This is a genomic window from Syntrophorhabdaceae bacterium (genome assembly GCA_036504895.1).
In the GTDB taxonomy this organism is placed as follows: Bacteria; Desulfobacterota; Syntrophorhabdia; order Syntrophorhabdales; family Syntrophorhabdaceae; genus PNOM01.
The window spans coordinates 1-24,248 of the sequence record DASXUJ010000132.1; the positions used below are offsets into that span (position 1 = coordinate 1).

The following is a 24,248-nucleotide window of genomic DNA, read 5'->3' on the forward strand; positions in this document are numbered from 1 at the left end:
CGTGGTCCTCGTGGGCGCCTTCTCCACCTTCTTCCCCGAGATGAAGGAAGAGCAGTTCATCGACGCCATAAAGGCGCTCCTCGCGCCCAAGCTCCATGACCTGAACGTGAAGGCATTCTATGAGGGCAGGAAAGCAATGTAACAAGGGAGTTTTTGGTTTTTGAGAAAGTCTCTGATTCTGATTATAGTTGTTTTGGGAATATGCTTCGGTGGGAGGGTATACGGAATGAATATGTTTTCAATCGACGGCCGTCTGAACTGTATGTTCGAGCAGCGCAAAGGCACCGGTGTGGCGGCCGTGCAGGTCTGGGTGAAGGTGGGGAGCCGGGACGAGTCTCTTCGTCAGGCGGGTATCACCCATTTCATCGAGCACCTCATATTCAAGGGCACGGAGAAGGTCGGGGCGAACGAGATGGCCACCCGCATCGAAAATATGGGGGGCAGCATTAATGCCTTTACCTCCTACGACAACACCGTATACCATATCGTGGTCCCCACGAGGGCCTTTCAGGAGGGCCTCGAGCTTCTCGTTGACGCGGTCTTCAATCCCTTCTTCCCGGAAGACGAGGTCACGAAAGAGAACAAGGTAGTCCTTGAAGAAATCAAGATGGGGGAGGACGATCCCCAGAGAAAGCTGTTTAAAGAGCTCTTCGCCGTAGCCTATGACGGAAAACCTTACGGCAGACCGATCATAGGCTACGAGGAGACAGTAAAAGCCATCACGAGGGATGATATACGCCGGTATTATAAAACCCATTACACCCCCGAGAATATGGTGGTGGTCATCGTCGGCGATTTCGACGAGAAAGGGGCCAGCGCGTTCCTCAAGAAGGCGCTCGCATCGAAAAAGAATCCTGACGGGCCCGCTCCCGAGCCGGGAAAGGGCCCTGCCAGGATCAACCTGAACGAGAAAATTATCGAGCGGGACGTGAGAGAGAGCCGCATTGCCTTCTCATACCCCACACCCGCCATTACCCATAAAGACATCGCGGCCCTGGAGGTCCTCTGGACCATTTTGGGCGACGGCGAAAGCTCGAGGCTCGAAGAGGAGCTGAAGAACAAGCAGAGCCTCGTGACCGGCATAGGGAGCTATTTTTTCACGCCCCGGGATGAGGGTCTCCTGGTGGTCACCGCCACTTTCAAAGGCAACGATTTTACCCGTGTCGTGGCCGCGGTGGACGAGGAGACAAAAAAGCTTCTCCGCGACGGCCCCCTGGAGTGGGAGCTCCAGAAGGCAAAAAATATGATAAAGGCCTCCTATATCTATGGGGCCGAGACAGCCCAGGGGAGGGCACGCCAGATGGGCAATTTTCAGACCCTCACCGGCGACCCCGAGTTCACCGAAAAATATCTCAAGGCGGTCGATAAGGTCACCGCAAAAGACGTGCAGAAGATGCTCGAACAATATGTGGTAGGGAGGCAGAAGAGCCTCGCGGCGCTCCTGCCGAAGGGCGCAAACAACCCCCGCACCTATAAACTCGAAAACGGTCTCACCTACACGGTGAACAAGAATATTGCATCGCCGAGCCTCTCTTTCCGGATCGGCTTTACAGGAGGGGCCAAGGCGGAAGAGAAGGGCCAAAACGGGACCTTCAACGTCCTTTCCAAAATGCTCCTCAAAGGCACCGAAACCAAGGATGCCCACGCGATCGCGAGAAAGATAGACTTGCTGGCGGGAAACCTTTCGCCCTACACGGGACGCAATGTATTCGGCCTCTCCGGGGGCTTCTTGAGCAAGGATATGGAAGAGGTCTTCTCCCTCCTCAAGGAACTGCTCGTCTCCACGAAGCTCCGGGCAAGAGAGCTGAAAACCATAAAGGAGGAGGTCCTCTCCGAGATTCGCCAGAAGCAGGACGACCCCATCTCCACCACCTTCAATAAGTTCAACGAGGTGCTCTACGACGGCCATCCCTACAGCAAGGACCCGACTGGGACGGAAAAGGACGTGGAGGCTTTAACCCTCAAGGAGCTCACAGGATATTACGGACAATATGTGACGCCCGAAAATACGGTCTTCGCCGTATCGGGCGACGTGGACGAGCAGAAGGTGAAGGAGCTCATGGAGCGGCTCTTTTCCGGCTGGAAAGGGCAGGCCAATGCGTTAAAGAAACAGAAGGTGAAGCTCGCTGCAGCCAAAGACGTGAAGGTGGAGAAGGAGATGATGCAGTCCCATCTCGTCTTCGGCTTCCTGGGCCCGGGCCTCATCGATGCCGACCGTTTCGAAGTGGAAGTCATGACCGCGATCCTCTCCGGCATGGGGGGAAGGATTCATAAGATATTGCGAGAGGAGAAGCCCTACGCCTACGCCCTCACCTTTTTCAACCAGATGGCGTACGAGGTCGGGGCAATGGGGATCTACATCGGCACGGACAAGAAGCTCGTGAAAGAAGTGGAGACCATAGTGAAAGCCGAGATCGAGCGCCTCGGTCGGGAAGGCTTTACGGACAAGGAAGTGGCGGACGCGAAAAATTACCTCGTGGGGAATCACTACATAAGAAAGCAGAGCAACGGCTCCGTCTCTACCGACATGTGCCTCGACACCCTATACGGCCTCAAAGCGGGCTTTTTCAAGAAGTGGCCCACCCACATACAGAACGTCAAGACAGAGGACGTCAACAAGGCAGCCAGGAAATACCTCTCCGTCGACAGGATGGTCTATGTGGCGGTAGGGGCCAAACCGTAAATCGAATAAAGTAAATCGGAAATCGGATAAACTAAATCACATCGAATAATCGGGAGAGTTGCGCTAAAATGGCGATGAGGGCGACCGTGTTGTTGTGCCGGCCCGGCAGGGCCGGCTTTCATCTAATTACTTTCTCATGAAAAACTCCTGCATGGCTGCCATGATGTAATCCTTCTCGGCCCTTGTCAGCTCGGGATAGACGGGCAGGGAAAGGCTTGTCTCCGCGGCTTTTTCCGCCACGGGCATGTCGCCTTTCTTATAGCCCAGGTACGCGAAACAATCCTGGAGATGGAGGGGCACGGGATAATAGATGCCCGTGGCGATGCCCTTTTCTTTGAGGAAGTTCATCAGCCTGTCCCGCTCCTCGACCCGCATCACGTACTGGTGGATGATATGGGAGGTGTCGTCGTCGATGACCGGCGTCTTCACGGGCAGCTTCGCCATTTTCTTATTGAAAAATCTCGCATTCTCGATCCTCTTCCGGTTCCATCCCTCGAGATAGGGGAACTTTGCCACCAGGGCGCAGGCCTTGATCTCATCGAGCCTGCTATTGATCCCGATCATTTCATGATGATAGGCGACCGAGCCCATGCCGTGGACCCGGAGCTTCCGGACCTTCTCGCCCAGCTCCTTATTCGTGGAGAGCACCATGCCGCCTTCCCCGATGCCGCCCAGGTTCTTCGTGGGATAGAAGCTTATGGCCGCGATATCGCCGAAGCTGCCCGACATCTTCCCGTTCCGCCGGGAGCCGAGGGACTGGGCCATATCCTCGACCACGGGGATGGAGTGCTTCGCCGCGATGGCGCATATACGGTCCATATCGCAGAGCTTGCCGAAAAGGTGGACCACCGTGATGGCCTTCGTCTTCTTCGTGATGGCTTTCTCGATAAGGTCCGGGTTTATGTTCATATTCTCCGGCTCGATATCGACAAAGACCGGTTTCGCGCCGAGGAGGGCAATAGAGCTTGCCGTGGAGAAGAAGGTATAAGGCGTGGTAATCACCTCGTCATCCCGACCCACGCCCAGCGCCATAAGGCAGAGGATAAGGGCATCGGTCCCGTTCGCACAGGAGATGGCGGAAGGCACCCCCGCGTAATCGGCAATGGTAGATTCAAGGGTCTGGCAGTACTTCCCCAGAATGAGCCGCTGCTCCGAGAGTATCTCATTGAGGCAGCCGGTTATCTCTTTCCTCACCTTCTTGTATTGGGCCTTCAGATTGATGGGCGGTATATTCATCTCATATTCCTTAGGATTATTTGACTGCTGCCGGACACGCGGACTGCATGGTTATAACACATTTCCGGGAGCCTTCTCAACTTTAACCCGCACCCACATTAATGTTGACTTTAGACCCGTTTTGCTTTAAGGTATACACACATAGCGGGGTGGAGCAGTTTGGTAGCTCGTCGGGCTCATAACCCGAAGGTCACTGGTTCAAATCCGGTCCCCGCAACCAAAGTAAATAAAGGGTACCCATCGTGCAGGTGGGTACCCTTTTCGATATTTGCCGTCTCGCCCTACAGGTGAAAGGTCACCAGGTCATTGAGCAGGCCTGTCTTTCTCACCTTAAAACGCCTGCGGGGAAAACCCCTTTCTTCCCATTCGATCTCCATAAGCCCGAGAAAAACGGCGAATCCTTCGATGCAGCGCCTGGTGTAGCATTCGCGGACAGCTTCTTCGGGAGTGATAAAGTCCCATTCCTGTGGGACCTCCGAAAGAACCGCGGGAAAGCCTCTGAGGAAATGGTCTTCGTAGAACGAGGGGGACCTCCATTCGTCGCCAAAACGGTGGAACAACCAAAGGCTGAAGAGGAAGGACTGCTGTATTATACGGAAATCCGGATAGCGGTCGCGGAATGCCCAGTTGTACTTTTCTGCGAAAGCACGGAAGAGCAAGGGATAGATGGTAGCCATGCCTCCCTGGTCCAGAGCTTTCCGGCATCGGGCGGTCCGGGAGAACCTGCCGCGGTATTTTCGGATCAACCCGGAGAGGCCGCTTGTCAGCCGCGTGACATGAAGGTCTAAGAAATCAGTTTCGCTACGAATACCGGGTTGATACTTTCTTTCCTCGTCCGAAAAATAGGCGAGGGCTGTGTGACGGACAAAGTTGAGGGGAAGGCTGCCGGTTGCCGTCGCCTTGAGTCCCCCTTCTCCTATAGCGTCGAGGAGAGTATCAAGAAGCACCGCCATGGGGCCGACAGGGGGCGCGATCAGACGGGGGGAAAAGGTAACTAGGTCAGTGGAGGAAAAGGGGAAGTGGAGGAAGCGGTACATCTGCTCGGCAGAAAGGCCGGCGAAATCATCGAGAGGAGCACGGTTCATCCGGCTGACGTGCGAGTCGGCAAAGGCCTGTAATTCCTTAAGGGAGCCAAACTCTTTCTCTTTCATAGCTTCCCTCAAAACCTTCAGCGGACCGCCCGGATTCTCTTCCGCCGGTGTCCCTCCCTCCGACTTCCCATAGCAGCAGCGTTTGTATTTCTTTCCGCTGCCACAGGGACAGGGGTCGTTGCGCCCTATCTTCACCCCCCTTTGTCTGGAGCCCGGCTCCTTCCGGCGGAGGCTCGTCGAGGTCGTGGGCAAGCCTCCGGACCGGTTGTCTATTCATGCAACGCCCGCAACGGTACTCGTCGCCCAATTGGCTGTGCTCGTCGATGCCGAGCTTGATGACCTTTCCGCAGACTGCGCATCGTGTCGGTTCATAGGAAGGAGGGTTGTCGAGTTTCTCGAAATTATACTCGTTGGTGCCATACCAGACATACATTTCGGTGACGAACTCATCCTGCACTCGGGACAATCCTTCCAGTGTCCTGGATGTCCTTCTGCGTCATGGAAGCCGCAGAGTGTGTAGCGCCGATGATTCCGGGAACAGCTATTCCGGGCGAAGGAAAAGGGGACGTATTCGTCCTCGTCGTCGCAAATCCAGTTTCCGCAGCACTCCGTCCTGGTTCAGTTTTCCTTTCCTGCCGCAGACTCCACACACGGGTGTATCGTTCTTCGGGACATGCCTTGCCATATTCTGCAACTCCTTCTTAAGAAGTTCCTATTGGTGTACGATTCTTTTTCGCGAAAGCGCCACCCTTATTGCTTCATATCGGTCTTTCGCAGGCGCTCCAGATTTCATTGTGCTTCATTTGCGACCTGTTTTCAAGCTGAAAATTGCCGAGTGGGCACGAAAATGTCGCAACCCAGGGCCACCTTTCGGATTTGCAATTGATAGCATGTAGTGCTATCATTATGAAATGAAGGCAAAACACCGGCGAACCCTTCAAGCGATTCTCACGGTTCCTACGCGGGGAGGAATAGTGTTTTCCGACATCGAAGCCCTGGTGATAGCCGTCGGCGGAGATGTGCGGGAAGGTGAAGGTTCCCGTGTGGTGTTTGAGATAGAGGGAAGTCGAAAATACCTCCATCGTCCTCACCCGGGCAAGGAGGCAAAGAAATATCAGGTTGAGGAACTGCGCGAATGGTTCATACAACTGGAGGTTTTACCATGAAAAGCATAACAAGCTACAAGGGATATATGGCCAGGATCGAATTCGATGAAAGGGATGAAATCTTCGTGGGGAAAGTGCTGGGAATAGCCGAAAGCATCACTTTTCACGGAGAGACAGTAAGGGAACTCAAGGGCGACTTTCAGGCTGCTATCGATCACTATATAGCTGATTGCGCGGCTACAGGGCGCACGCCATTAAAGACGGCTTCCGGCAAGATGATGCTTCGCATTTCCCCGGAAACACACACAAAGGCCCTTATTATAGCAAGAGCTTCAGGCAAAAGTCTCAATCAGTGGGTTGAGGAAATCCTCGACAGGGCGACTCAGGAAAATGGTGCAACAACGGGAACAGCGGGGCAGAAGAGTTCAAAAGCGGCATCCCCGAAAACGTCGTGAGCCCTTGTGAAGCTTGCGCATAGGTTGCTCCTGGCGTGCACAGGATGTCATATTTTGCCGCATTCTGCAAGACACAATGCCATAAGTTACCGATATTACTAGCCTTATATACTCCTCATAACCCGAAGGTCACTGGTTCAAATCCGGTCCCCGCAACCAAAGTAAGACAAGGGACTTGCAGAGATTGCAGGTCCCTTTTTTTGCCCTTTTTTCCTTTCAGATCACTCCCACGGGGATGGACAAGACATTGGCGGTGATGGGCAGAGACTGGAGGGTGAGACATATGATACCCCCCGGGCCGATGGGCAGGCCGAGTTTTTCCAGCGTCTTGAAGGACCGCGCGTCCGCCTTGCCCGGAGACGCGCTCTTCTTGAATTCGAGTGGATAGACCACCCCGTCCTGCAGGATAAGGAGATCTATCTCCTTCTGGTCCTTGTCGCGGTAAAAGTAGAAGGGCTCCTTGAATCCGTTGTGCCAGTAAGTCTTCAGAAGCTCGGACATGATCCAGGTCTCAAGGATCGGACCGGACATTGCTCCCACCTCCAGCGTCTCGGGACTCGTCCACTCGGTGAGCCATGAGCACAGGCCCGTATCGAGAAAGTAGAGCTTGGGGCTCCTGACGAGCCGCTTGGTGATATTGGTGTGGTAGGGCTCCAGGAGATAGACGATCCCGGAGGCCTGGAGAATGGACAGCCATTGCCTGCGTCGAGCATCGCGCCGGACCCACGTGCGGTCGCATGAGAATGTCCCCTTTGATAGAGATCGAATCCGGTTGCACCCACCAAAAGCTTCGCCCATAGGTTGCTCCTGGCGTGCACTGGATGTCATATTCTGCCTCATTCTGCAGTATTCATCATCATGCATACTTAATTACTGGTCTACCATACTCCTCATAACCCGAAGGTCGCTGGTTCCAATCGGGTCCCGCAACCAAAGTAAGACAAGGGACTCGCAGAAAATATGTGAACCTCAGGCCATATATGTCGCGCTGGATGCTGAAAGAGCCTCTCGTGTCATGGCGGGTCTTTTCGCCGCCATTTCATTTCCCCGAAGCGCTAATTTTGACTTAAGTCAATTGCAACTTTCCTGTTTTGCTTTATAAGGATATGAAAGGGAGGGAAACCGTGTGAAGGCGTACCGGGAACATTCCAGCCCACACGATGCACGCGCCCAAAACGGTAAGCAACCGTGAAAATGCTGTTAGTGATGATCACATAAATAAGCGAAAGGAGGAAAGGATGAACAAGTATCGAACATTGATCATGGCCTGTAGCTGCCTTGTCCTGGCTGCACTATTTCCCCTTTATGCCCGTGCTCACTGCGACACGCTCGATGGACCGGTGGTGGCGAGCGCAAGAGCCGCGTTGGAAAAAGGAGACATCACCCCCGTATTGAAATGGGTGAAGGGCGATGACGAGAAAGAGGTCAAAGAAGTCTTTCAAAAGGTCCTCGCAGCCCGGAAGGCCTCTCCCGGGGCGCGAGAAATTGCGGACATGTATTTCTTCGAGACCCTCGTCAGAATACACAGGGCAGGGGAGGGCGCCCCTTACACGGGCCTTCGGGCAGGACCTGTCGAGCCGATCATTCTCGAAGCGGACAAGTCTCTCGAGGCGGGCTCGATCGAGGCAGTGGTAAAGCACATTACGGCTTTGGCAGCGAAGGGTATCGAGAAACGGTTCAGCCAGACCCTTGACAGGAAGAAGTATGCGGATGAATCCGTCGCGGCGGGGCGGGATTTTGTGGAGGCCTATGTCGAATTTACCCACTACCTGGAGCGACTCTACAACGACGCCGCCGGTCACGCTGCGGCTCATGGTACATCAGATGAAAGCAAGGCGAAGGGGGGCCATGGACACGGCCACTAACTCCCTCAGGCTTTAAAGTGAAGAGCGTGCGCAAGAGTCCGGCGCGAGACATGGATTCAATGCCTTAACAGGAGGATGGCTGATGGTGAAAGACAGTGGCGCCACGAGTGAAAGCAAGACTATAGTGGAACGTTTCCTCAAGAATCTGGACAAGAATCTCAATGCGATCGACGAATTTTTCTCGCCCGGCTGCCGGGCATATCTTCCGGGGAACAGCCTTCCGGTGGACCGGGAGGGATTCAAGGGGTTCGTCGATATGCTCTACACAGCCTTCCCCGACCTTCATCATGAAATAGAACACCAGATTGGAGAAGAAAAAGAAGTAGCCAGTCTCGTCACCGTTCGGGGTACGCACAAGGGTGAATTCCAGGGCATGTCTCCAACGGGAAAAGAGGTGATATTTACCGATATCATCATGGCCCGGATAGAGGACGGCAAGTTCGTTGCCTTGTGGGCGCAGTTCGATGTATCGGGCCTGTTGCGCCAGCTTGGTGCGTGGTGAAGTGGAGGCCACTCAGAGAGCCATACCCGCAGTTAAAGGGGAAGTTGAGGAATTAAGGGATAACTCGGATATTTGACGGGAAGAGATGGCGGACGCGGCAGCCCACATCGTCTTCTCCGGGTGACAATACAACTCTTTTGCGCTATGCCGCCGTGTAACGTGCCTCGACCTCAATTCCCGGCGACCGGCATCATCTCACCTATTCTGTAGATTTACCGGAAACTGATTCACCCCCTCCGGAGAAGAGGAATGAAGCACGTTAAATAATTCCACTGACTTATAATACATCCCCTCGGCCCGGTCGAGGTCGCCCCGGTCCTTGTACAGGGACGCGAGCTTGGCGTACTGCCTGGCCACGTCTTCTCTGCGCCCGAGCGTCTCATCGATGGCTATCGCTTTTTGGTACATCTCTTCGGCCCGGTCGAGGTTGCCCCTCGTCTTGTACAAAATCCCGAGGTTTCCGTACTGCCTGGCCACGCCCTCCTTGCGCCCGAGCGTCTCGTCGATGGCTATCGCTTTCCGGTACATCTCTTCCGCCAGGTCAAGGTCGCCCATGGTCTTGTACAAAATCCCGAGGTTCCCGTACTGACGGGCCGCGCCCTCTTTGCACCCGAGCGCCTCATTGACGGCCAGCGACTTCCGGCACATCCCCTCAGCCCGGCCGAGGTCGCCCCGGTCCCTGTACAGGTGCGCGAGTCTGGCGTACTGCCTGGCCACGCCCTCCTTGCGCCCGAGCGCCTCATCGATGGCCATTGCCTTTTGATACATCTCTTCCGCGCGGTCTTTACCGCCGAGGCGGTTGCGCAGGGACGCCCGGTCCGAAGGGATGCCGGCGCCGCCAAATGATTTTTGATCGCTCACACTCAGATATCTTTCCAACGTATCCAATGCTCCGGCCAAATCGTCGGTCCGATAAAAGAACTCATAGGCCAGGCATAAAATATTGGTATCCGGAGTTTGGGAAACAAGGCCGACAAATTTCTGCCTCGCCCGTTCCAACAGGCCGTCTTCCGCGAGACGTGCCGCGTCTTCCGCTTCCTGCAGCAGTAGTGACAGAGCGCTCAAGCGCGCTGCTTCCGCCGCGTTTCCCGACCCTTCCGCCGAAGAGGCCTGAAGAGACGCGTCCTCCCGTGCTTTGCCGACCGCCTCTATGATGTTTTTCGGTAAGGCAACCACATCGCGTGCTTCAAAAGAAACGGCAGTATTTCTCGTACTCGATGTCTTCATCAAAGGTCCCCCTGACGATGATATTGATTCGGCCCATTCTCGTCGGCCAACCAGCCCTGTTCCTACCCTTCTTCATTCGCCTCAGATCACAACTTTCTCAACCTCTATAGAAAACCAGATAAAGGGATGGTGCACAATCAGGGGCGGCCTGTTTTCTCCATGGGGTTCCACCATAAGGCGGCCATCGGGGGTTCCCCTATAGCCCCTTGTGTAAAGGGTGGGAATGTATTAAACCAATGGACGGACAGATTATGCTTCAGACAGACAGGGGGAAAGAACCTATGGCGTTTTCCATGAGGGGGAGTACGGGGCTCGAAGGGCTCGATCAGGTGATAGACGGACTCAGGATCGGCGATAATGTGGTCTGGCAGGTGGACCGGGTCGAAGATTACGCCGATTTTGTGGCGCCCTTCGTGCAGCACGCAACGGGAGAAGGGAAGAGGGTCGTGTACATAAGGTTCGCACGCCACGACCCGCTCATTCCGGATGACGGCACTGCGGCCGTGTACACGCTCGACGCGACCGGAGGCTTCGAATCCTTTTCAGCGGAAGTGAATGCCATTGCAACCCGTGAAGGGCAAGACGTATTTTATGTGTTTGATTTCCTCTCCGACCTGCTTTCCGCGTGGGCAACGGACCTCATGATAGGCAATTTCTTCATGGTCACATGCCCCTATCTTTTCCAGCAGAACACCATCGCCTACTTCGGCCTTCTCAGGAGCAGCCATTCCTTCAAGACCGTGGCCAGGATCCGGGAAACCACCCAAGTGCTTCTCGATCTGTACAGTACGGGCGGCGCCGTGTACGTCCACCCGTTGAAAGTCCGGGGAAGGCACTCGGCTACCATGTTTCTGCCCCACAAACGGGAGGGGGATCGATTCGTGCCCGTCACATCGAGCGGGGATGCCACGAGGCTCCTTACCTACATATCAGGGCGCGAACGGGAGCAGGCAAAAAGAAACCTGGATTACTGGGACCGGCTCTTTCTCGACGTGGAAGACCTCCTCGCGAGAGACGGGCAGGAGAGGGAGAAGGAGGAGATGCTCGACCGCCTCTGCCGGATCATGGTGGGACGGGATACGCGGATACTCGACCTGGCGAAGCGGAACTTCACCCTTGAGGACCTTCTCCACATCAAGGCGAGGCTCCTCGGTACCGGCTACCTCGGAGGGAAATCGGTGGGCATGCTGATCGCCAGGAAGATACTTACACGGGCCATGGGGGATGACGGGTGGGCGCACCTGGAGCCCCATGACTCCTTTTATGTGGGGTCGGACTTGTTTTACACATACCTCATCGAAAACGGCTGGTGGCAGCTCCACACCCGCCAGAAGACGAAGGAAGGCTATTTCGAGGTTGCGGGGACCTTAAGAACCCTGATGAGAGAAGGGTCGTTCCCCGAGGAGATCGAGGAGCAGTTCTGGCAGCTTATCGAATATTTCGGCCAGTCCCCTATCATCGTGAGGTCGAGCAGCCTTCTTGAAGACGCCTTCGGAAATGCCTTTGCGGGCAAGTACGAAAGTGTCTTCTGCGTAAATCAGGGGACCCCGGAAGAGCGCTACAGGGCCTTCAGAGATGCGGTGCGGCGGGTTTTTGCAAGCACCATGAACGAAGACGCCCTGGCCTACCGCGTGCAAAGGGCCCTGGACCAGCAGGACGAGCAGATGGCCCTTCTCGTGCAGAGGGTGTCCGGCTCCCACAGAAAAAGCTATTTCTTCCCCGATCTCGCCGGCGTGGGCCTTTCCCGCAATACCTTCGTGTGGAAAGAGGGCATGGACCCTGAGGCCGGGATGGTCCGGCTCGTTCTGGGCCTCGGCACCCGCGCCGTAAACCGCGTGGAGAACGACTATCCGAGAGTCGTGGCACTCGACGCCCCCCTCGACAGGCCCCTTGCGGGCCTCGGTGACATACGGAGGTACTCCCAGCACTATGTCGACCTCCTCAACATAGGGACGAACAGCCTCGAAACCGTTTCTCTGGGCGAGATGGTCAAGGCGGAGGCCGGCATCTCCCTCGACCTCTTCGCCGTGCGCGATACGGAGGCGGCGGAGTACCTCAAGGAGCGGGGACTCAAAGAGGGTGCTCCCTGGATCCTCACTTTCGAGGCCCTTCTTTCCGAGACGTCTTTCCCTTCGGTGATGCAGGGCATTCTCAAGAGGCTCGAAGCAGCCTACGGCTATCCCGTGGACGTGGAGTTTACCGTAAACTTCGGCGGGCAGGAGACGGAAGATTTTCAGATCAACGTGGTGCAGTGCAGACCGCTTCAGACATGGGGCGAGGGAAGGAAAGTCGAAATAGAGACGGATATCCCGGATGACAGGATTCTCTTCGCTTCCCAGGGCAATTTCATGGGGAGCAGCATCGTTCAGCCTATTCGGCTCATAATCTATGTGGAACCGGAAGGATACCACAAGCTCTCGAATTCCGAAAGATATGAGATCGCACGCATCATCGGAAGGCTGAACAGGCAGATAGGAGCCGGGAGAGATTCACTTCCCACCCTTCTCATGGGTCCGGGAAGGTGGGGTACTACCACGCCTTCCCTGGGGATCCCCGTGGGATTCTCGGAGATCAACAATGTTTCAGTTCTTGTGGAGATAGAACACGAGACGGGCAGTCTCACCCCGGAGCTTTCCTTCGGCACCCATTTCTTTCAGGACCTCGTGGAGACCTCCATCTTCTATGCCGCCATATTTCCGCGCAGGAAAAACGCCGTCTTCAACCCGGATTGGATGGCTCCCCTGGAAAACAGGCTTGCTTCCCTGGCCCCCGGCAGCGAGCGCTACGAGGCAATACTGAAAGTCTATGAGGTGAGTGAAGGGGGGCTCAGCCTGATGGCTGATATCATTTCTCAGAAGCTGCTTTGCTTCAACCCTTCGAAGACGGACCAGCAATCGGGGCGAACCGTTTCCGCGAGGGTGTGAAGGCTTTTCAGGAGCCCCATCTCCCCGAACCCGGAGAGGCGTCTCGCGGGATTCTCTATGGGGTCCATCTCCTCGTAATCGCAAAGGGTCGCCATGGCGCGGGTCTCTTCTGCGAATCCGGCTTCTATGACGGCCGCCGCAGGGTTCAACCCTCCGAGAACGACCATTCCTACCCTGTCCGGAGATACGGGTATCCCGAGAAGAGGCCGGCCCGGCGTGCCGAAAATGGTCCTGCCGTGAAAACCGATCTTCTCCATCTCCCTGACCACCTTTTTCGCCCTCTCCAGCCCGACTTCGGGAATCTCCCTGAAGCTTCCCAGGACTCTGCCCATGCCGGACCTGAGAGCGCCAAGAACATCGGTCATTCCGCTTTTCATGAATATTTGGAGAGGGGCGACCGACGACCCTTGATAGCTGATGACGGAAAGGAAGCCTGCCGGAGAATTCTCCACTATTTCCACTATGCCGCCAAACCGTGACGTGACCGCGACCCCTGCCTTGAGAAGTATGCCGTTCAGGGTGATGCTGCACACTGTTCCTATGGCGACCCTCTGCTCGGGTACCACGAGAGAACCGATCGTCTCACCCGGGCCCCGGATCACTATCCGGTTGCTCACCCCATAGGCGGAGTTCAGGAGTCCGTCGAGAAGCTCCAGGACTTCCCCGGATTTCGTCTCCGGCACGAGGGTGACATTAAGGATCGCCTTCCCCTTTCCCGTTCCCGGATCCACGTTGGTAAGGAAAGAAAGGTTGTCGATACTGTTCGCCAGGGAGCCGACCCCCGGGAAAGGGAATATGCGCCCGAGTTCCTCCTTGCCCCTGGCAGTGATAGTCCTGCCCGTTCTCCCATTTCCCTCTGTGAAACCTGCCTCGTCAAGGATCTTTAAATAATGCCTCACCCTGCGGTCCGACATGGCGATTCCCAGATGGCCGAGTTTTCCCGCCATCTCCCCTGAATCCATCCGCTTCTGTCCGTCATTCAGCAGATTGAGGATGGCAAACATTTTCTTGTGCATTGGAATCACCTTTTGTGCTCTCCGGGCCCGGGGCTGGACTGCATTTTTCCCTATCTCCTGCCCCGGGCCGTCCCCTCGAAGACGCCTCGGTATTTCTCTTCGGGATCAGACTACGCCGTAAGCCAGCATGGCGTTGGCAACTTTAAGAAATCCGGCGATATTTGCGCCGGCGGAGTAGTCGCCTTTTCTTCCGTATTCTTCCGCTGCGTCCAGGCATGTGCGGTGAATACTCTTCATGATCGTGTGGAGGCGGTCGTCCACTTCCTCCCGCGCCCAGGCGAGTTTCATGCTGTTCTGGGTCATCTCCAGGCCCGATGTGGCGACTCCACCCGCATTGGAAGCCTTGCCCGGGGCAAAGAGAATTCCATGTTCCTTGAATACCTGTACGGCCTCGGGGGCGCAGGGCATGTTCGCTCCCTCCGCCACACAGATGCATCCGCCTTTCGCCAGGGCAATGGCATGCTCCTTGTCGAGCTCGTTCTGGGTGGCGCATGGGATCGCGACGTCCACCTTGAGACCCAGATCCTTGATTACGTCCCACACGCTGTTGCCGATATAGCATACCGAGTCCTTGTACCTGTCGGCATACTCGCTGATTCTGCCTCGTTTCACATTTTTGAGGTCCATTACGTACTCGCATTTTTCGCGGTCCACGCCGGCTTCATCGATGATGGTCGAGCTGGAATCGCACAGGGTGACCACTTTGCCGCCAAGCTGGTTGACCTTTTCGATTGCGTACTGGGCCACGTTCCCCGACCCGCTTACCGCCACGGATTTGCCCCTGAAGTCGAGCCCCTTCGTGGCGAGCATTTCGGCCGCGAAGTAGACGCAGCCATAACCGGTCGCCTCCGGCCTGATAAGGCTTCCACCGTACTCGAGGCGCTTCCCGGTGAGAACTCCCGTATGCTCGTTCATTATCTTCTTGTAGTAGCCGTACATGTATCCTATTTCCCTGGCTCCCACGCCTATGTCGCCGGCGGGCACGTCGGTGTCCGGCCCTATATGCCTGTAAAGCTCCCTCATGAAGGCGTGGCAGAATCTCATCACTTCATTGTCCGATTTTCCCTTGGGATCGAAATCGGCCCCTCCCTTTGCCCCTCCCATGGGAAGGGTGGTGAGGGAATTCTTGAATATCTGCTCGAAACCGAGGAATTTCATGATGCTCAGGTTCACCGAAGGGTGAAAGCGAAGTCCGCCCTTGTACGGGCCTATCGCATTGTTGAACTGGATCCTGAAGCCGCGGTTTACCTGGACCAGCCCCTTGTCGTCAACCCACGGGACCCTGAAGACCACCGTGCGGTCGGGCTCGACCAGACGCTCATATATTTTTGCCTTCACAAATTCCGGATGTTTTGCGGGCGTGGCCTCGAGGCTCTCGAAGACTTCCTCTGCAGCCTGGTGGAACTCAAATTCATAGGGGTCCCTGGCCTTGATCTTCTCCATTACATCGTTCAGCATCGACATATCCTGTATTACCTCCATTATTCATTTATCGTGGTGCTGTTTTCATGCGCCGCGAGAGACGGCGGGCAAGGTTTGACGCGCTTCCGGAAGCGCATCCCGGCGCCGTTCATCTCGTATTCATTCTGTTCATTTTCATTTAGCCTATTGCCCTCGGCAGTTATGTCGCCAAATGAGGTTTATATAGGAAAACAGATGGGGCGTACCCTTGACAATCAGGCATCACCTGTTTTGTACATAGGGTGTTCCATGATATCTTCTATGGGGCAAACCCCGATGGCCGACCCCAAGGAAGGGCTCTCCTCGACGGGAACACAGCCCTTTCGCGGGTTTTCGGCGCCCTGCAGGTCAGGCGCCGGCGTCTCAACCTTCCCTTCGGGACTTGTGGGACATCCTGTTACTGATCTTGGCGGTCTATCGGTTTTTCCCCTATGCGGCCATGGCAGCATTCGTGGTTCCGGCGATCAGGAAAAGGAAGAAAGAACCGGGTTTGGTGTGCAGGGAGAGGGGGAAGTCCGATCAGGTGCTCTTCTGCACCCACTGGAGCGCGTATTTCAGGAGGTCCATTCCGCTCGTGAGTCTGAGCTTCTCCTTGATGTGCGCCCTGTAAGACTCTATAGTTTTCACGCTGAGGTGGAGTTCCTCCGCGATATGTCTCGTACTCATGCCCTGGCCTATGAGGTGGAAGACGGACATCTCGCGGTCACTCAGGAGATCGAGGGGGGAAGCTGCGCTTTTCGGCTCGCCTTCCACCAGTTTTTCGAGCATTTTCGTGGCGATCGCGCTGCTCACGAAGATCTCGCCCGCGAGGATGCGCCGGATCGCGGTCAGAACCTTTTCCACGGCTTCCTGCTTCATGATATAGCCCCTGGCCCCGGAGCGAAGGGCCCGCTCCGCGAACAGGGCCTCATCGTGCATGGAAACCACAAGGGCAGGAAGGTCCTCATATTTCAGCTTTATGTTCTTGATGAGCTCTACCCCATCGACGCCCGGCAGGGAAATGTCGATGATCACCATGTCGGGGCTGAGGCTTTCAATGAGCTCCATGGCTTTGCGTGCGTCTCCGGCCTCTCCGGCCACCACGAGGTCTTGCTCCTGATTGATGAGCATGGCGAGCCCCTTTCGCAGGATGGGATGGTCATCCACTATCACTATCTTCTTCGTGCCTGCCCTGTGCCCTGGATTCGTCCTCATCTCCATTTTCGTCGATCCTCCTCTTTTTCCTTCGCGTTGCCGCCATCCTCGAATGTGCAGACCACGAGCGCGCCCCCTTCAGGGCCGTCTCCGATGTTGAGCGAGGCCCCTATCACCGATGCGCGATAGTTCATAATATTCAAGCCGATCCCATTGCTGCGGCTCACGGTGTTGGCAAATCCCACGCCGTCGTCCTTGACGGAGAGGACGTTCTGCCTCCCCTCTTTCCTGAAGCGGATGGTCACCGTCCCGGCCCGGCCGTGTTTTACCGCGTTGCTCAGGGCCTCCTGGACAATCCTGTACAGGTGGAGGGCCGCCTCGCTGTCACCGGGGAGGATCGGATCCTCGAACTCGACGATGCATTTGATGTTAAAAAGCCTCTCGCTGTTCACCGCCAGCTCGAGAAGGCCGTTCAGGAGCCCGTCAGCCTCGAGCCGCACCGGGTTCAGGCCCCGGGCGAAGCCCCGGGTGAGGGTAATCGCCTGGTCGATAAGGCGGACGATCTCGGCCGCGTCATCGCGCTTGGGACCGGTACCCGACGCGATCTGTATTTCCAGTGCCTTGCTCAGGAATCCGATCCCTGCAAGGTGCTGGCACAAACTGTCATGCAGGTCCTGTCCGATCCGCCTTTGTTCCCGGCCGCTTATTTCCAGGATCTCCCTTTCGAGGCGCTTTCTCAAGGTAATATCCCGCACCATGCAGAGGATCTCGTCTTCCCTGCTCACCACGATGCGCACCTCGAAATCCCTCACCTTCCCGTCGATGGAGATATGCTGCTCGAAGATCTGGGCCTTCCCCGTGACGAGGGCTCTGGTGACATAAATCATGCACTGTTCGAGCGCCCGCCTCGGGAGGAATCCTTTTTCATCGGAAATGAAGTAGACGCTTTTGCCTACCAGTTCCCGCAGAGATTCCCTGATGCCGGCGAAGGTGCCTTCATGAAATCCGAGGAGGGTCCCGCTCCGGTCTACCTGGAAAATCAAGTCGGGGATTGCGCTGAGGAGCGCCCTGTTCTGCTCCTCGCTCTCCTGCAGGGCCTCTTCCCTCCTTCTTCTCTCGACAATTGCCCCTATCCTCTCGGCGATGACGTTGATAAGGCTCCTTTCTTCCTTCAGAAAGGGGCCTTCGTCTTTCTCGGGCTTCTTTCTGAGATAGAAAACCTCGAGGGAGCCTATCTCGCTGCCGTCCGCCACGATCCGGCGGGACTGCATCCATTTCGTCCTGCGAAAATTAGGGGTTACGAAAATATCGTTCTCCAGGACTATGCGGCAGCATGTAATTTTCGGATACTGCCACGCATCGGGAATGATATTTACCGTTTCCTGGAGAAATTCCCCAACGGAGGTGTCTCTCCTCTCCACTATGCTCGATATTGAATAGAGACAGTTAAGCTCTTTTACCCGCTCCCTGAGGTCGTAGGCGGTGCCCTCGTTCCTTTGCTCCTCCTCTTTCAACCTGCCGATCTGCCGCTTCAGCCGCGCGATCTCCTTCCTGCCGGCCGCCAGGGAAGCGGCAAGCTTGCCGGGGTCTGTCTCGCCTGAGGACGCGCCCCGGGCGCTACGTGCCTTTATCCCTTCCGTCACCTGATTTCCTTCCAATGGTTCATTCATCTCCTGTAGTATAGCACAACAGGCCTCAAGGAATGACTCGTCAGCCTCGACCCTGCTTCGAAGCCGAGGCAATCCAAATGGGCCCCGCGAAAGTCCCTTCACGTCCTTTCACGGACAGCTTCTGTATCGCTTTATCATCAATAAAAGGGACCTGCGGTTTCTGCAAGTCCCTCTAAAGCCGGCCCGTTACCTCAAAAGGGGTCCTTCGGCAGGGGAAGTCGCCTCCCGGGTTGGATCCTACTTATTTCTTCCGTGTCCATGTTCCTATACCCACTACCGTATCGTGGGCGGTCACATGGCGATAGACGACATCGATCCTGTCTTTGCTCACGATCCTGCCGTCCGAGGCGCCGTCTTCATCGGCATAGAAAAAGCTCTTATTGTCGAAGCCTATGACGGCCACGAAATTTTCCGTCGCCCTGGCGGATTTGAAGGTCCCCCGGACGACCCGGCCCTGTTGTGCGGTTACCACGGCTTCGGCGGTAAGGGTGCTGAAATCTCCCGCGTGATGGGTCTTGCTGCCCGGTGCAGTGCCTTTCGCGAATACCGCGCCTTCGGCCTTCACCGTCCACGTTCCTACCAGATTGGGGATTTCGGGTGCGGCAAAACAGACGCCTGCCGCCAGAAGAAGCATTAACGACGCGAAGCCTGCAACGAATGTCCTCATTGTAATCATATACCCTCCATTGGTGAAAGTATGTGCTCCCTTACGAATAGCATAAAGGCCCCCCTGTTTCAACCTTTGTCTCGGTCAATCGGGAGCTGCGGATGGGATTGATTCCATTTCTAAGTCGAAGATGATATCGAGGCGACGAGGAAGGCGCGACGAAGGTGTACTACCAGACATCGAGGGAAGCCTCTCCATCCTTTCCCCATGAATGGACAACAACCGGAGGTGATGGCCCCGGAGAGGGAGTGAGGCTAGATCGGGAGGGCCGTCATATCTCGATTCTCGTGATGACCCCGTGGAGCTTGTTGTGGGGCAGGTCGTGGAACTGGACGAAGGGTGGGGCCAGCCGTTTCATCATGGAGAATATTTTCCAGAAGAAATTCCTCGTGGTGATCTCTTCGAGTCCGTAGAATATCCCCTTCTCGTTTATGCCCGCCTTTTTCAAAAGGTGCTCGATATTGACCACTTCCATATAGCCCATCCGGATTTCGAATGTCTTGAGCCCCGGGGCGAGATCGTCTTTAAAGAAGCTCTCCACTCCGAAGGGCTGGTCCGTGGTCGTGATGGAGACGATGATATTGTTCTCGTACACGATATTGTTCATGAACATGGTGTGAACGATATAGGCGGGCACTTTTTTCATGTCCCGGGCGAAGAAGAGGGCGGTACCTTTTATCCTGTAGGTCTGGTATATCTCATTGTAGCTTGGCAGGAAAATGTCCAGCTTCAGGGGTTTGATCTGCCCGTAGAGCCTTCTTTGGCCGCCTGTATAGATCAGTATGACGGCAAAGGGGATTGCGGCAATGACAAGAGACCAATAGCCCCCGTGGGGTATTTTATAGGTATTGGAGACAAGGAAGGCAATATCGACGACGGTGACGAGTAATGAGGCGAAGGCTTTGGGATAATTGTGCCTGAGGAAAAATATGGCGGTCATCATGAGCCCCGTCAGCGTCATGGTGCCCGTAACCGCGAGGCCGTACGCCGCGGCCAGACGGTTTGATTCTCCGAACTGAAACATAATGAAGAGGACCGAGATGAGGAGGAACCAGTTTACAAAGCCGATATAGATTTGCGACCTCAGCTCGGTGGAGGTATACTCGACCCGGAACAGAGGCATGAGGCGCGTGTTGATGCCCTGGTACACCACGGAAAACATCCCGCTTATCATCGCCTGGGAAGCGATAATCGTGGCAATGATGCTGAGAATGAGGAAGGGCACGTATAAAAGAAACGACTGCTCCAGGATCATGCCGAAAAGCATGTTCGACGAGCGCCCCCCGTCTCTTATCACGAATGCCCCCTGGCCGAAATAGTTGAGGAGGAGGGCACAAAAAACGAAATACCAGGCCCGGATGATCGGCTTTCTCCCCAGGTGGCCCATATCCGCGTAAAGGGCCTCGCCACCGGTAGCGCAGAGGATTACCTCGGAGAGCACAAAGAATCCGGCGATTCCGTTATGGTAGAGAAACTTGATGCCATATATGGGGTTGATCGCGTGCCAGACCGACGGGACCTGTATGATCGATATCACGCCGGAAACGGAGATGGCGATGAACCACAGAAGCATGAGGGGCCCGAATGCCCGGGCAACCTTATCGGTGCCCTTTCTTTGAAAGGAAAAAAGTACGATGGCGATTGCGGCCGCGATCAGGATAAGGGTCATTTTCGTGGTCCCCTGAAACCCGGGGATAAGGCGTATGCCCTCGACCGCGCTAAGAATACTGATGGCGGGGGTGATTACCCCGTCGCCGATGAGCAGAGATATGCCCACGAAGGTCAGCATGGCGATAAAGACCGTGCCCCTCCCCGCTTTGAGGAGCCTCGTCAGTATCCCCCTCAGAACTATCGTGCCTCCCTCGCCCTTTTCGCTGAGGCTCATGGCGAGCCACGTGTATTCAGCGGTGACCAGAATGATCAGGGTCCACGCCACGAGAGAGAGCACACCCATGACATTGTCGACCGTGGGCTTGAGGAGGAGAAAAATAACGGTAAGGGTATAAATGGGGCTGGTCCCGATGTCCCCGAAGACAAGGCCGAGGGACTTGGTGATTGCCCTCAGGTCCGATTTAATGCGCTGCAGGCCGTGAGGTTCGGGCCCCGGGATTTGATTCCCCTTTTCAGGCGTCTCCGGGGAGGCATTTTTCTCCGTTGCCGGATGAATGGGTGTCCGATCGCGAGATGTCGTCATTTTAAGCCCCTGCCGCCGGTACCGAGCATTGCGCCTGTTTTTTGACCTTTTTAGTCATTAGATCTATATTTCTCTCCAGCTGCACTTTCAGGAATCTCTTCATGGGGTGTGCCTTTCGCGGTCATAACCAATAGTGACGGCGCCGCCCGTACATAATACTTCAATTCGGACCCGAAGGGAGAAAGATTGCCCCTTCCGGCCTCATTCCGCTAAATTTATATGAACCATGGTTTCCGTTCCGGTGCAATAATATATACCGATTTTCATAGCATGAATAAAGCCTAAAATTTTCCTCTTTTATCGAAAACAGGCGGGTCCGGTTCGATGGGGAATCCATTTGTTGTCGGGGAGGCCTTTCGGTTCCTCAATATTCGTCGAAGTTTCCATCTTCCGTCGGGCGCCCGATACGTTTCTCCGAGTGATATTGATGACCCACGAGGCGATTGCTGCCCGGCTGACAGGCACGGACAGGCGTGCGAGCGTTCGCCTGCCGTCGATGCTCGCCGATTTCGCGGGCAAGAGAGGGAAAACTCCCATGGGGCAGAGACCAGGGCCGCGAGATAGGGAAGGGTAGGTCCCACGAGGTTTCGTCTTTTTATCTTGTGAGGCCCTTGGGTCTGTTTTCGAATAATAACGGCTGGGCGGTATGATCGATAGTTTCATACCGGCTGTCACCGACATTCTGATAAGGTCCGTCAAAGGACCCTATAGGCGAATGTAATCTCGCGGCCACACGCACAAATCTACTTGAGGTTCAATACAGCCCGGCGATAGGGTCGGCACGGGAGCTTTTACCCCCGAGGGGCGTTATGGGACCACCTCGATGACGCCTTCCATGCCCTTGTCCCGGTGGCTCGCCAGGAGGGGGATCTTCTTGGTGCAGAAAAAAGGATAATTGCCTTCCTTGGTCGGGGTAAACCTGATGATCGAGGGGGCGGCGCCAAGCTCTTCCGTAAAGGTCATCCCCGCCTCAGGCGAATTCATGGAGACATTATGAGGCGCCATGCCCGGCTCTTTTGTGATTTTCAATTCCGTGGGTACATTGATCTTGAGGGCGATATGGTTCGGCTTGAAGAAATAGCTCCCGCCCGTAATCTCCACCCTCTGAATGCCGTCAGGGCCCATTACGGCGTCCACCCTTGGCTGAGGGGTCCCCTCCGCCGCCCGGAGGCCCTGCGAGAAAAGGAGCATGAGAAGAACCAATAATGCGATTTTATATACGCCGTATTTCATAATTCACCCCCTGTGGATAATCGCCGTCCGGACGGGCTGCGGCAAAAGATGCTTCACTATGTAGTAGTGCGGGTATGATTCCCTGAACGACCCGTGAATTAATATAGGGCGGCCACGCCAAAGGAGCAAGGTCAATCGTTGCATTCCGGCCGCGGAGTTCATAGATTCCCCCCAAAGGGGAAGGGCCGTACACGCGAAAAGAGGCGCCGGAGAAGGAGGGAAAGATGAAAAAACAGTTACTCATACTTGCAGCCCTACTCCTTCTTGCGGCAGTTCTCCCCTTCCACGCAGCGGCCGCCGAGTGGGAGGTCTTTTTTGACGACGGCGCCGCCAAGAATTATATCGATGTCTCCTCCGTCATTGTTTTTCCCGAACACAAAGTGAGGGCCTGGCAGAAGACCGAGATCAAGGGAGGACGGGAGGTCCTTTCCTACGTGGAGATGGATTGCGCCGGAAAAATGGTCGCAGTCCTGCAGGTGGACTCGGGAAAGCCCGTGCTCAACAAGGGGGAGGCATGGAAATATGTGGAGCCCACCGAGTTCGGGACCGCCCGGTACGATGCATGGTGCACCAAGAGGCCGCCGGCAGCCGCCCAGCAACCCCGCAAATAGAGGCGGTGAGCGGCGTCGCGAGCCACTTCTCCGCCCCAATCCCCGAATCACCTCGATCGGCAGAAAATTCTTTCTTCTCCAAATCCGTGATTTTTCTTTTCACCCATAAGGTTTTATGATAGGTTTGGATAAATGTGTCGATCAGAAAAAAAGGGGATAAAATGACCAAGGCGAAGACTCTGGTGATCGCGTTTCTACTCTGTCTTATAACCGGCGCCGGTGTCCACGCGGGCAACAGCATCGAGGCGGCAGGAGAAGTTCTCACTCTTCTTCTCCCCGCCACCGCGGCGGGAATTACTGCCTACCAGAAGGATGGCAAGGGCGCCCTCCAACTGGTCGAGTCGGTGGCGCTCACGGCCGCCGTGACCTATGGCCTCAAATATACGATCACCGAATCCGCCCCCAACGGCGACAGCCATTCCTTCCCTTCGGCCCATACTTCCCTTTCCTTCTCGTCCGCCGAATTTCTGCGCAAGCGCTACGGCTGGGAGTACGGCCTTCCCGCCTACGCTGCCGCAACCTTCGTGGCCGTGAGCAGGGTTGAGGCAAAAGACCACTACGTGCACGACGTGCTGGCCGGGGCGGCGATCGGCATCGCGAGCAGCTACATCTTTACGAAGCCCTATAATGGCTGGAACATTCAGGCCGCGGCAGGCGAGAAGTATTACGGCATCAAGCTCAGCCGCGCGTGGTGAGGCGGACGGGCAGACCCGTCAAACGGTGTTTCGTCTGTAGGTGAGAAGGCCCGGGAGCATGATCGACACGAGAATGGTTTCCTTCACCCATCCAGTCAAGCCCTGCTCATTTATAGCGCTCTCCGTTCCGGTTTGCATCCCAATCGGGGCGGTTTATCCAATAGCCCTCGGGATAACCCCGGTGCTCGTCGTAATATCCGGGAGTGGGGCGATAGGACTGACTGGTGGAGTAGCCCATGTAACATGAAGCGGTCCCCATCAATACCAGAAGCATCAGCAATAAGGTGCGTATATTCATAGATAAACCCCCGCCTGTCACTTGAGTCTCCGGTGCGCTCTGTCGTCCCCGCCCATCTAGACCCGCGGGCCGGCTCGTTTCGATTCCGTCGTTGAATGGATTTTGCAGTAGAGGGTCCAGGGAATAGCCAGGAGACGTTTCACGTCTATCTTTTTCCCGCAGATTTCACAGGACCCGTAT

General features: G+C 55.7%; 20 protein-coding genes, 1 tRNA gene and 1 pseudogene. 9 read left to right on the forward strand and 13 right to left on the reverse strand.

Annotation, left to right across the window (positions count from 1 at the left end; translation table 11 throughout):
- Positions 1 to 226: 226 nt before the first annotated feature.
- Positions 227 to 2,683: a pitrilysin family protein gene (locus tag VGJ94_18735; GenBank protein HEY3278660.1), complete on the forward strand. Its 2,457-nt coding sequence runs from the start codon at positions 227 to 229 to the stop codon at positions 2,681 to 2,683.
- A 126-nt stretch (positions 2,684 to 2,809) separates the two neighbouring features.
- On the opposite strand, the pseudogene VGJ94_18740 reads toward VGJ94_18735, so the two are convergent.
- A pseudogene (locus VGJ94_18740) lies at positions 2,810 to 3,937 on the reverse strand (DegT/DnrJ/EryC1/StrS family aminotransferase).
- 125 nt (positions 3,938 to 4,062) lie between these two features.
- Here VGJ94_18740 and VGJ94_18745 point away from each other — a divergent pair.
- Positions 4,063 to 4,139 (forward strand) — tRNA-Met (locus tag VGJ94_18745).
- A 61-nt stretch (positions 4,140 to 4,200) separates the two neighbouring features.
- Here VGJ94_18745 and VGJ94_18750 read toward each other — a convergent pair.
- Complete coding sequence (locus VGJ94_18750) at positions 4,201 to 5,070, reverse strand: hypothetical protein (GenBank protein HEY3278661.1); 870 nt, start codon at positions 5,068 to 5,070, stop codon at positions 4,201 to 4,203.
- Complete coding sequence (locus VGJ94_18755) at positions 5,042 to 5,443, reverse strand: hypothetical protein (GenBank protein ID HEY3278662.1); 402 nt, start codon at positions 5,441 to 5,443, stop codon at positions 5,042 to 5,044. The genes VGJ94_18750 and VGJ94_18755 overlap by 29 nt, the downstream gene beginning before the upstream one ends.
- Positions 5,444 to 5,984: 541 nt before the next feature.
- On the opposite strand from VGJ94_18755, the gene VGJ94_18760 reads away from it, so the two are divergent.
- Together VGJ94_18760 and VGJ94_18765 are read left to right on the forward strand one after the other, a co-directional pair.
- Positions 5,985 to 6,176, forward strand: a complete 192-nt coding sequence (locus tag VGJ94_18760; protein ID HEY3278663.1) for a type II toxin-antitoxin system HicA family toxin — start codon at positions 5,985 to 5,987, stop codon at positions 6,174 to 6,176.
- Positions 6,173 to 6,571 carry a type II toxin-antitoxin system HicB family antitoxin gene (locus VGJ94_18765; GenBank protein ID HEY3278664.1) on the forward strand — a complete coding sequence of 133 codons (399 nt, stop codon included), beginning with the start codon at positions 6,173 to 6,175 and terminating at the stop codon, positions 6,569 to 6,571. Before VGJ94_18760 ends, VGJ94_18765 begins: the two co-directional genes overlap by 4 nt.
- 216 nt (positions 6,572 to 6,787) lie before the next feature.
- On the opposite strand, the gene VGJ94_18770 is transcribed toward VGJ94_18765, so the two are convergent.
- Positions 6,788 to 7,369, reverse strand: coding sequence for a DUF4143 domain-containing protein (locus VGJ94_18770; protein ID HEY3278665.1), 582 nt, complete (start codon positions 7,367 to 7,369; stop codon positions 6,788 to 6,790).
- Between the two features lie 440 nt (positions 7,370 to 7,809).
- On the opposite strand from VGJ94_18770, the gene VGJ94_18775 reads away from it, so the two are divergent.
- Together VGJ94_18775 and VGJ94_18780 are read left to right on the forward strand one after the other, a co-directional pair.
- Entirely contained in the window at positions 7,810 to 8,436 is a 627-nt protein-coding gene (locus VGJ94_18775; protein HEY3278666.1) for a DUF6448 family protein, read from the forward strand.
- A gap of 82 nt (positions 8,437 to 8,518) precedes the next feature.
- Positions 8,519 to 8,938 (forward strand): ester cyclase, encoded by a 420-nt coding sequence (locus VGJ94_18780; GenBank protein HEY3278667.1) that lies wholly within the window; start codon positions 8,519 to 8,521, stop codon positions 8,936 to 8,938.
- A gap of 195 nt (positions 8,939 to 9,133) precedes the next feature.
- Here VGJ94_18780 and VGJ94_18785 read toward each other — a convergent pair whose 3' ends face one another.
- Positions 9,134 to 10,165, reverse strand: coding sequence for a tetratricopeptide repeat protein (locus VGJ94_18785; GenBank protein HEY3278668.1), 1,032 nt, complete (start codon positions 10,163 to 10,165; stop codon positions 9,134 to 9,136).
- A gap of 281 nt (positions 10,166 to 10,446) precedes the next feature.
- Here VGJ94_18785 and VGJ94_18790 point away from each other — a divergent pair, with 281 nt between their 5' ends.
- The gene (locus tag VGJ94_18790; GenBank protein ID HEY3278669.1) at positions 10,447 to 13,089 is read left to right on the forward strand and encodes a PEP/pyruvate-binding domain-containing protein; all 2,643 of its coding nucleotides are present in this window, start codon (positions 10,447 to 10,449) and stop codon (positions 13,087 to 13,089) included.
- Here VGJ94_18790 and VGJ94_18795 read toward each other — a convergent pair.
- The 7 genes from VGJ94_18795 to VGJ94_18825 all read right to left on the reverse strand — a co-directional run bounded on the left by VGJ94_18795 (position 13,017) and on the right by VGJ94_18825 (position 22,464).
- Positions 13,017 to 14,105, reverse strand: coding sequence for an NrpR regulatory domain-containing protein (locus VGJ94_18795; protein ID HEY3278670.1), 1,089 nt, complete (start codon positions 14,103 to 14,105; stop codon positions 13,017 to 13,019). The two genes, VGJ94_18790 and VGJ94_18795, sit on opposite strands and share 73 nt — an antisense overlap.
- Before the next feature lie 105 nt (positions 14,106 to 14,210).
- Positions 14,211 to 15,563, reverse strand: coding sequence for an NADP-specific glutamate dehydrogenase (gene gdhA, locus VGJ94_18800; protein ID HEY3278671.1), 1,353 nt, complete (start codon positions 15,561 to 15,563; stop codon positions 14,211 to 14,213).
- A 522-nt stretch (positions 15,564 to 16,085) separates the two neighbouring features.
- Positions 16,086 to 16,766, reverse strand: a complete 681-nt coding sequence (locus VGJ94_18805; protein HEY3278672.1) for a response regulator transcription factor — start codon at positions 16,764 to 16,766, stop codon at positions 16,086 to 16,088.
- The gene (locus VGJ94_18810; GenBank protein HEY3278673.1) at positions 16,757 to 18,358 is read right to left on the reverse strand and encodes an ATP-binding protein; all 1,602 of its coding nucleotides are present in this window, start codon (positions 18,356 to 18,358) and stop codon (positions 16,757 to 16,759) included. The genes VGJ94_18805 and VGJ94_18810 overlap by 10 nt, the downstream gene beginning before the upstream one ends.
- Positions 18,359 to 18,611: 253 nt before the next feature.
- Positions 18,612 to 19,046 carry a hypothetical protein gene (locus VGJ94_18815; GenBank protein HEY3278674.1) on the reverse strand — a complete coding sequence of 145 codons (435 nt, stop codon included), beginning with the start codon at positions 19,044 to 19,046 and terminating at the stop codon, positions 18,612 to 18,614.
- A 262-nt stretch (positions 19,047 to 19,308) separates the two neighbouring features.
- Positions 19,309 to 21,231, reverse strand: a complete 1,923-nt coding sequence (locus tag VGJ94_18820) for a KUP/HAK/KT family potassium transporter (protein ID HEY3278675.1) — start codon at positions 21,229 to 21,231, stop codon at positions 19,309 to 19,311.
- 807 nt (positions 21,232 to 22,038) lie between these two features.
- Entirely contained in the window at positions 22,039 to 22,464 is a 426-nt protein-coding gene (locus VGJ94_18825; GenBank protein ID HEY3278676.1) for a hypothetical protein, read from the reverse strand.
- Positions 22,465 to 22,688: 224 nt separating this feature from the next.
- Between VGJ94_18825 and VGJ94_18830 the strand changes: the two genes are divergently transcribed.
- Positions 22,689 to 23,075 carry a hypothetical protein gene (locus VGJ94_18830; GenBank protein HEY3278677.1) on the forward strand — a complete coding sequence of 129 codons (387 nt, stop codon included), beginning with the start codon at positions 22,689 to 22,691 and terminating at the stop codon, positions 23,073 to 23,075.
- 161 nt (positions 23,076 to 23,236) lie between these two features.
- Complete coding sequence (locus tag VGJ94_18835) at positions 23,237 to 23,770, forward strand: phosphatase PAP2 family protein (protein HEY3278678.1); 534 nt, start codon at positions 23,237 to 23,239, stop codon at positions 23,768 to 23,770.
- A 106-nt stretch (positions 23,771 to 23,876) separates the two neighbouring features.
- Here the strand turns inward: VGJ94_18835 and VGJ94_18840 are convergent, their stop codons facing one another.
- Positions 23,877 to 24,068 carry a hypothetical protein gene (locus tag VGJ94_18840; protein ID HEY3278679.1) on the reverse strand — a complete coding sequence of 64 codons (192 nt, stop codon included), beginning with the start codon at positions 24,066 to 24,068 and terminating at the stop codon, positions 23,877 to 23,879.
- Between the last annotated feature and the right edge of the window lie 180 nt (positions 24,069 to 24,248).